General features: G+C 52.6%; 6 protein-coding genes. 3 read left to right on the top strand and 3 right to left on the bottom strand.

Annotated elements, in window-relative coordinates:
- On the top strand, nt 1-255 hold a 255-nt coding region (locus tag INT22_RS20780; protein WP_226912623.1), incomplete at its 5' end, for an SIMPL domain-containing protein.
- On the opposite strand, the gene serS is transcribed toward INT22_RS20780, so the two are convergent.
- The 3 genes from serS to INT22_RS11025 form a co-directional block, all read right to left on the bottom strand.
- Nucleotides 197-1,474 (bottom strand): serine--tRNA ligase, encoded by a 1,278-nt coding sequence (gene serS / locus INT22_RS11015; RefSeq protein WP_193059269.1) that lies wholly within the window; start codon nt 1,472-1,474, stop codon nt 197-199. The genes INT22_RS20780 and serS overlap by 59 nt on opposite strands.
- A 184-nt stretch (nt 1,475-1,658) precedes the next feature.
- Complete coding sequence (locus INT22_RS11020) at nt 1,659-1,922, bottom strand: Txe/YoeB family addiction module toxin (RefSeq protein WP_193059270.1); 264 nt, start codon at nt 1,920-1,922, stop codon at nt 1,659-1,661.
- A complete protein-coding gene (locus INT22_RS11025) occupies nt 1,919-2,161 on the bottom strand; it encodes a type II toxin-antitoxin system Phd/YefM family antitoxin (protein ID WP_193059271.1) in 243 nt (80 codons plus the stop codon). Before INT22_RS11025 ends, INT22_RS11020 begins: the two co-directional genes overlap by 4 nt.
- A gap of 324 nt (nt 2,162-2,485) precedes the next feature.
- Here INT22_RS11025 and INT22_RS11030 point away from each other — a divergent pair, with 324 nt between their 5' ends.
- Together INT22_RS11030 and INT22_RS11035 are read left to right on the top strand one after the other, a co-directional pair.
- Nucleotides 2,486-3,739: a dicarboxylate/amino acid:cation symporter gene (locus INT22_RS11030; RefSeq protein WP_193059272.1), complete on the top strand. Its 1,254-nt coding sequence runs from the start codon at nt 2,486-2,488 to the stop codon at nt 3,737-3,739.
- Between the two features lie 116 nt (nt 3,740-3,855).
- Nucleotides 3,856-4,446 carry a DUF4202 domain-containing protein gene (locus INT22_RS11035; RefSeq protein WP_193059273.1) on the top strand — a complete coding sequence of 197 codons (591 nt, stop codon included), beginning with the start codon at nt 3,856-3,858 and terminating at the stop codon, nt 4,444-4,446.
- The last annotated feature ends 195 nt before the right edge of the window (nt 4,447-4,641 follow it).

Consider the following 4,641-nt stretch of genomic DNA (forward strand, 5'->3'; position numbering starts at 1 on the left):
AAAGCGGACTTAATGGCCAGTACCCTAGGCGTAAGGCTTGGCCAAGTACAGCGCATTGAAGAAGCCCAAACGCCCATCTTCCAGCCCCGCATGATGGCCATGCGCGCTGAGAGCGATGCCATGGGCAGTGGTTCCGCTAGCGACTATCGCCCCGGCACCATTCGTATCGATGCCGAGGTCAACGTCGAGTGGGCAATTAGAGGGCAAGACGCTCAAGGCCGCCCAGGTAGGGTTGCAGAGGCGCAGGAACAGTAATAGAGCCATCTGCCTGCTGGTGGTTTTCAAGCACCGCCAGCAGGCAACGCCCCACCGCTAGGCCTGAACCATTCAGCGTATGCAGCAACTGTGGCTTTTTCGCGTCTGGGTGGCGGAAGCGGGCTTGCATGCGCCGCGCCTGGAAATCTTCGCAATTAGAGACTGAAGAAATTTCCCGATACGTTTCTTGGCTAGGCAACCAAACTTCCAAATCGTAGGTCTTCGCCGCCCCAAAGCCCATATCGCCGGTACACAGCGTCACTACGCGGTAAGGCAACTCCAGCGCCTGCAGAATTGCTTCAGCATGGCCACGCATCTCTTCCAGTGCTTCATAGCTCTTATCTGGCTCAACAATCTGCACCATTTCGACTTTATCGAACTGATGCTGACGGATCATGCCGCGGGTATCGCGCCCATGAGAACCGGCTTCGCTGCGGAAACAAGGCGTGTGGGCAGTCAACTTCATTGGCAACGCCGCCTGATCGACAATCTCATCACGCACAAAGTTAGTTAGTGGCACTTCCGACGTCGGAATTAGATGGTATTCCCGTTCGTCGTTAAGTTTAAACAGATCTTCGCCAAATTTTGGCAGTTGGCCGGTACCCATCAGCGAATCGCGATTCACCATATACGGCACATAGCACTCTTCGTAACCATGCTGCTGAGTTTGCGTATCCAGCATAAATTGCGCCAGTGCCCGATGCAGACGCGCAATCGGCCCACGCATTACCGCAAAGCGAGCGCCGGTCAGCTTAGCCGCCAGTTCAAAGTCGAGATAACCCGATTTCTTACCAAGATCGACGTGATCCAGCACCTCAAAATCAAACTCACGCGGCGTACCCCAGCGGTGAAGCTCAACATTATCGTCTTCGCTTTTGCCTTCAGGCACGCTTTCATGAGGAAGATTGGGAATACCACTGATAGCGTCATCCCACTCTTCCTGCACCTCAGCCAGTTCTTTCTTGGCTTTATCCAGGCGCTCGCCTAAATCGCTCACTTCATCCAGCAACGGCTGAATATCTTCACCGCTAGCCTTCGCCTTACCAATCGCTTTTGAACGCATATTGCGCTCGTTTTGCAGCTGCTCGGTCTGGGTTTGCAACTCACGACGGCGCGATTCCAGCGCTTGCAGTGCCGCTTTATCAAGTTCGAAGCCCCGCCGGGCCAGTTGTTGCGCAGCCGCATCAAGATCACCGCGCAGCAGTTTCGGATCGAGCATGAGTTATCCCTTGGCCTGAAATCAGTGGAACACGGCGTACATCGCCCGTGATGAAAGAGGCCTATTGTAGGCAAAAGCACGGCGGGGAGCTATGGCTGCCTTAATGGGGAGTGATGCTTTTGACTAACCGTATTGCATTCATCGTTGTTCTACTTGATATTCGGCAGCAGCAACTGGTTATACACTATTCGTAGTGGCTCCAAAGCCGGAGCACTTTAATTACCCCTTCGTCTTCAAGCACTTGGTAAACCAAACGATGCTGAATATTGATACGCCGTGAATAAGCCCCCGCAAGATCACCGATGAGTTTCTCAAACGGAGGCGGTTTCCGATACGGATCTTCTGCGATTAGTGCCAGCAGCTCCTGCGCCTTTGGCTTCAAGCCACTGGAAGCTAACTTCTTCGCATCTTTCTGAGCGTGTTTGGTGTAAACCAACGTCCATGTCACCAGTCCAACTCCTCATCACACTCATCTGCAGGGGTCTCCATTCCCTCACGAACAGACTCTCGCATCCCTGGCACAGAAAGCAGGAAAAGCGTCTCCTGAATGGCAGACCAGTCCTCTTCCGCCACCAAAACGGCTTTATTCCGCTTGCCCATAATGATAATTGGCTGATGAGATTCTGCAGTCTCATCAATCAACCGATAAAGGTTACTGCGTGCCTCTGTTACAGATATTCCGGTCATAACACACCTCTAATTTATCCCGCATTACATAAATTGTACGCCATGCAGTACGTACGTCAAAACGAACGCAATATTTAATCCTTTTGGGCTCGAATTAAACCACCACGACTTCTGATTGTTGTGCTCCAAAATAGCCGTAGCGTGAACTCCAAACCTCGAGTGCGCATGGCATGCCTGTGACTGAGCAGCATCGAACTTTCGAATCAAACGCATACGCTATTACCAATCGGCATAAAAACCTTGGCTCACTAGCCCAAAGTGATAGAGTGCCCGCCGATTTGCAGCGCGAATCACTAATAATGGATGTTAAACAGGAGAAACGTAGTGCAGGAAACAGCAAAAAAGGGAAAGTTTTCTTGGTGGAGTAAAATCGCGCTGTGGAAAAAAATTTTGGCGGGGTTGGCACTGGGGATATTAGCCGGTGCGTTACTAGGTGAAACCGCCAGTGTCTTTAAGCCGCTCGGCGATATTTTCATTAATGCCATAATGATGCTGATTGTACCGCTTGTGTTCTCAACGCTAGTAGTCGGTATTACCTCAATGCGTGACCCGCAAAAAATGGGTCGCATTGGTGCGCGTACTATTACCTTGTATTTGGTGACGACGGCCTTTGCGATCAGCATCGGTCTACTGCTTTCCACCTTGTTACAGCCAGGGGTAGGCGTCGATTTAAGCTTCGATACAGAAGTGACTGCAAACGAAGCCCCCTCTCTGATTTCTATTCTGGTTAACTTGGTGCCGCGCAACCCTCTCGATGCTCTGGCTAATGGCAACATTATGCAGATCATTGTATTTGCCATTGGCTTAGGTATTTCGCTAACGCTGATTGGCGAAAAAGGCGAGCCGGTTATGAAGGTTTTCGATAGCTTTGCTGAAGCAATGTACAAGCTCACCGGCATTGTGATGGCCTTTGCACCCTTTGGTGTATTTGGCTTAATCGCCCATGTTTCAGGCCAATACGGCTTAGAAATCCTGCTGCCGCTGGCCAAGCTGATTGGCGTGGTATATCTCGCCTGCATTCTGCATGTGTTGGTAATTTACTCTGGGTTTATTTCACTACTTGGCCGCTTGAACCCTGTGCGCTACCTGAAAGGCAGCTTGGATGCCATTGTGGTGGCGTTCTCCTCTGCCTCGTCTGCTGGCACGCTACCGGTGTCGATTCGCTGCGCGCAAAAAAACCTAGGGATTTCAGAGGGCGTTTCTGGCTTTGTGCTACCCGTGGGCGCGACGATTAACATGGATGGCACAGCGCTTTACCAAGGCGTAGTCGTGCTGTTTATTGCCCAAATGACCGGCACCGATCTAACCATGATGGATTACGGCATGATTGTGGCCACCGGCACGCTGGCCTCAATTGGCACCGCGGGCGTTCCCGGCGCGGGTCTTATAATGCTGTCGATTGTAATGGCACAAATTGGCCTTCCTCTGGAAGCGATTGCGGTGGTTGCCGGTATCGACCGTATTCTGGATATGGCCCGCACCAGCGTAAACGTGGCGGGTGATTTGATGGTCACGACCCTGGTGGGTAAAAGCGAAGGCGAACTAAACGAAGAGGTTTATAACAACAACCGCGCATAGACTTCTTTATGAATGTTACTTTAGCGCTTGCTGCCTTTGTGCAGCGGGCGCTTTTTTCATGGCCTGGCGCTAACCTGCTAGCATGTCGTTAATCTTCCCTAATCATGCGAGCTCTTATGCCCTCTGCGTTTGAACAAACTCTAACGGCCATTGATGCGCTTCACGCCCAAGATCCGCGCCAAACCACCCTTGCCGATGGCACACCCCTGCCCCAGGAACTTGCCTACGCCCAGCGTATGAGCCATTGGTTAGCACAGTTGCAGTCTGCCCCTGCCGAACTACTGCGTTTGGCAGTCCGCGCCCAACATCTCCAGCGCTGGCTTGTGCCGCGCAGCGATTACCCTGAAGGACGCATAGGCTATTTAACCTGGCGCCGCGACCAAGGTGAGCGCGCGGGCGATACCACTGCCCAACTGATGCGTGACGCTGGCTATAGCGCTGCAGACGCCGAACGAACCGCAACGATTATCCGTAAGAAAGGTCTTGGCCGCGATGCCGATGTGCAAGCGCTGGAAGATTGCGCCTGCCTGGTGTTCTTGGAAAATTACTTCGCGGATTTCTCCCGCAAAGTCGAGCACGACCATATGGTGCGTATTGTGCAAAAAACCTGGGGCAAGATGTCCCCCCAAGCACATGCACTTGCTCTGGCACTACCCATGAACGCGACCAGCGCAGCGCTGGTGAAAGAGGCGCTTGGCAGCGCATAAGACGCGCCATCAAGATGCAGAGCCGCGGTAGCTGCGGTAAAGTAGCGTATCCCCTATCCGCTCCCAGCAGTGACGGCTTGATCAACTATGATTGCATCTTTGGATTCTCGTACGGCCCCGTTTAAACGCCTAAGCACTCATTACGTGCGTTTCCTCGACGCCTTGCGCGCCCGTGGCTTCGAAGGCGAGATTGCC

Origin of the sequence: Halomonas sp. 3D7M (assembly GCF_014897885.1) — a bacterium.
In the GTDB taxonomy this organism is placed as follows: Bacteria; Pseudomonadota; Gammaproteobacteria; order Pseudomonadales; family Halomonadaceae; genus Vreelandella.

Coding starts and splice junctions, on each gene's coding strand:
- serS (WP_193059269.1), bottom strand. CDS start 1,474: ATGCTCGATCCGAAACTGCTGCGCGGTGATCTTGATGCGGCTGCGCAA.
- INT22_RS11025 (WP_193059271.1), bottom strand. CDS start 2,161: ATGACCGGAATATCTGTAACAGAGGCACGCAGTAACCTTTATCGGTTG.
- INT22_RS11035 (WP_193059273.1), top strand. CDS start 3,856: ATGCCCTCTGCGTTTGAACAAACTCTAACGGCCATTGATGCGCTTCAC.